The sequence below is a fragment of the Oleiphilus sp. HI0132 genome, from assembly GCF_001635845.1.
Window position 1 is genome coordinate 1 of sequence record NZ_LWGJ01001317.1, and the last position, 3183, is coordinate 3183.

Below are 3183 nucleotides of genomic sequence, written 5' to 3' on the forward strand. Positions count from 1 at the left end.
CGTGCTGGTCAGCTTTGACGTGATTACGCGTTACTTGCGCCACTCTGGCTACGACGTTACGTATATCCGAAATATCACCGATGTAGATGACAAGATCTTCGCCCGAGCGGCGGAGAATGGAGAGGCCTACGATGCTTTAACGCAGCGCTTTATCGATGCGATGCATGAGGATGAAGCGGCGTTGTCGGTGAAGTCTCCAGACCAGGAGCCGAGAGCGACGGCGCATATCCAGGAAATTATCGATATGATTCAACGTCTGATCGACAACGAGCATGCTTATGCTGCCGACAATGGCGATGTCTATTATGCGATCGATAAGTTTGAAACCTACGGTAAGCTAAGCAAGCGTAATACCGAAGAGCTGTTGGCGGGTGCGCGTATCGATGTTGAAAAGCATAAGCGTAATCCACTGGATTTTGTTTTGTGGAAAGCGGCAAAAGAAGGCGAGGCTAGCTGGGAATCCCCGTGGGGGAATGGTCGCCCTGGCTGGCATATTGAATGCTCAGCCATGTCGACTTGCTGTTTGGGTGATACCTTTGATATTCATGGGGGCGGGCCAGACTTAAAATTCCCACATCATGAAAATGAAATTGCCCAGTCTGAAGGTGCAACCGGTCAGAAGTATGTGAACTACTGGATGCATGCAGGCGCTGTTCGTGTAAACAAAGAAAAGATGTCTAAATCTTTGGGTAACTTCTTCACCATTCGCGAAGTCTTGGAAAAGTATCCGGCTGAAGTGATTCGTTACTTCCTAGTGTCTAGCCACTATCGTAGTCAGGTTGATTATTCCGAAGATAACCTGGTTGAAGCGCAAGCAACCTTGGATCGTTTATATCAGTCTTTACGTGGTTTGAGCGAGGCAGAGCTAAGTTCTGAAGCGCGCGTTGAGTCTTATCTTGAGCGCTTTAAAACAGCGATGGATGATGACTTTAATACGCCTGAAGCATTGGCCGTGATGTTTGACTTGGTTCGAGAGCTAAATGTTGCACGTACTGATGAAGGTGACAATGTTGCGGCCTTGGCTAGTACGCTTCGTTCTTTAGGTGAAGCTTTGGGTATTCTTCAATTAGACCCTGAAGATTACTTTAAAGGCGCAGCTTCGGCTGATGGTTTATCAAATGATGAGATAGATACTTTAGTTGTGGCAAGAACAGAAGCACGTGCGAATAAAGAGTGGGCGGAGTCTGACCGAATTCGTGATCTGTTGTTAGAGCAGGGCATTACCTTAGATGATAGTAAAGATGGTACCAGCTGGCGCCGCTCTTAATCACTAATAAACTCAATCGTAGGCAGAGGGTTCTACCCCTCGCTAATGCGGTGCTTCATAGAAACTTTGTGCCAGTCCGCCAGCGAGGCACGGAGACATCTGCCTACAAGTGACTGTCGAGATAGCGCGTTTGTAGTTGTAGGCGGCCCGTCTCGGGGCGCAAGTCTTTCCACGGTGTATCAGATAGCCTAGCGGTTTCGTTCGCGCGGCCGGAGGCCCCGCCTACGTGGAGTTTGGTATATATTCTTTTGTAGGCAGAGGGTTCTACCTCTCGCTAATGCGGTGCTTCATAGAAACTTTGTGCCAGTCCGCCAGGGAGGTACGGAGACCTCTTCCTACAGGCTTGCTTCAACTTAGCTATGCAGCTCATTCGCTGCATAAAGCGTATTTTCCATCAGCGTTGCAACTGTCATGGGGCCTACACCGCCAGGAACAGGTGTAATCCAGCCAGCGCGCTCTTGCGCGACATCAAATTCAATATCACCCACCAAGCGGCCATCGTCCAAACGGTTAATACCCACGTCGATAACAATTGCGCCAGGCTTAATCCATTCACCTTTTACTAAGCCAGGTTTGCCGGCGGCAACGACTACGATGTCGGCCTGAGATATCTTCTCGGGCAGGTTTTTGGTGAAGCGGTGAGTGGTCGTGACAGTGCAGCCAGCTAGTAATAGCTCAAGGCCCATCGGTCGACCAACGATATTAGAAGCGCCGACGATAACGGCATCTTTGCCTCTGATTGTTTGTCCTGTTGTTTCCAATAAAGTCATTATGCCTTTTGGGGTGCAGGAGCGGAGTAGGGGCATTCTTTGTGCAAGGCGGCCAATATTAAAAGGGTGGAAGCCATCTACATCTTTATCTGGGCGTATACGTTCTAGTAAAGGATCGCTGTCTAGGTGTTCAGGCAGAGGGAGCTGAACCAGTATGCCGTCGATTGTTTCGTCGGCATTATATTTGTCAATAAGGCTTTCTAGCTCTTCCTGACTTGTTTCAGTAGGAAGTGTCAGCGTTTCGGATTTGAAGCCGACTTGTTCGCAAGAGTTAGTTTTGTTTCGAACGTACACTTCAGATGCTGGGTCAGCACCTACCAATATAACCACAAGCCCGGGAGGGCGCTTACCTTGGGCGACTCTTTCTTTTACGCCTTCGGCCACTTTAGCCTTTACCTCTTGCGAGATTTTCTTTCCATCAATTAGTGCTGCGGTCATGTTTGATCTCTCTAACCCTGAATTTTGAATGGCGGCATTTTCTCATGACCCTTTATGAATAAAAAGCTTATAAATTGCTTTTTTAAAAGAATTTCTAAAATTCGCTTTAAAATTTGTTGACGATCGAAAAAACCGGCTGTATTATTCGCGCCATCTTTGAGAGGCAACGAGGAATGTTCCAGGCAGCAGTGCTTGTGAATAGGAGTTGTTAGCTGATTTAAGTATGATCGGGGTATAGCGCAGTCTGGTAGCGCGCCTGCTTTGGGAGCAGGATGTCGGGAGTTCGAATCTCTCTACCCCGACCATTTTAAAGATCTTGTTTCATGTTGTTTGTGTAATAGGGTTTTTAGAGAAAAGGATTCGAGCGCCCGTAGCTCAGCTGGATAGAGCAACGGCCTTCTAAGCCGTAGGCCATAGGTTCGAATCCTATCGGGCGCGCCATTTATTAAGTGGTAGAAGCCAGGTAATGGTGGGCGTAGCTCAGTTGGTAGAGCTCCGGATTGTGATTCCGGCGGTCGAGGGTTCGAACCCCTTCGTCCACCCCAACTTTTTGCAAATTGTTGATTTACAACGGGTTGCAAGTTGGTTAGAATACGAAAAAATTGACGATGCGAAAGTGGCGGAATTGGTAGACGCGCTAGATTTAGGTTCTAGTGTCTTGCGGCGTGAGAGTTCGAGTCTCTCCTTTCGCACCAAGTCAAATCTTGG

At 48.2% G+C, this 3183-nt stretch carries 2 protein-coding genes and 4 tRNA genes; 5 read left to right on the plus strand and 1 reads right to left on the minus strand.

Annotation, left to right across the window (positions count from 1 at the left end):
* On the plus strand, positions 1–1267 hold a 1267-nt coding region (gene cysS, locus A3766_RS20065; RefSeq protein ID WP_068642853.1), incomplete at its 5' end, for a cysteine--tRNA ligase.
* Positions 1268–1620: 353 nt separating this feature from the next.
* On the opposite strand, the gene folD is transcribed toward cysS, so the two are convergent.
* Positions 1621–2475: a bifunctional methylenetetrahydrofolate dehydrogenase/methenyltetrahydrofolate cyclohydrolase FolD gene (folD, locus tag A3766_RS20070; protein WP_068554101.1), complete on the minus strand. Its 855-nt coding sequence runs from the start codon at positions 2473–2475 to the stop codon at positions 1621–1623.
* A gap of 228 nt (positions 2476–2703) precedes the next feature.
* Between folD and A3766_RS20075 the strand changes: the two genes are divergently transcribed.
* From A3766_RS20075 to A3766_RS20090, 4 genes are all read left to right on the plus strand, one after another.
* Positions 2704–2780, plus strand: a tRNA-Pro gene (locus tag A3766_RS20075).
* 59 nt (positions 2781–2839) lie between these two features.
* Positions 2840–2916 (plus strand) — tRNA-Arg (locus tag A3766_RS20080).
* A 28-nt stretch (positions 2917–2944) separates the two neighbouring features.
* Positions 2945–3020 (plus strand) — tRNA-His (locus tag A3766_RS20085).
* 65 nt (positions 3021–3085) lie between these two features.
* Positions 3086–3170, plus strand: a tRNA-Leu gene (locus A3766_RS20090).
* Positions 3171–3183: the final 13 nt, after the last annotated feature.

What these genes read in the sequence shown, in the direction of transcription:
- folD (WP_068554101.1), bottom strand. Translation starts at nt 2,475, where the DNA reads ATGACCGCAGCACTAATTGATGGAAAGAAAATCTCGCAAGAGGTAAAG.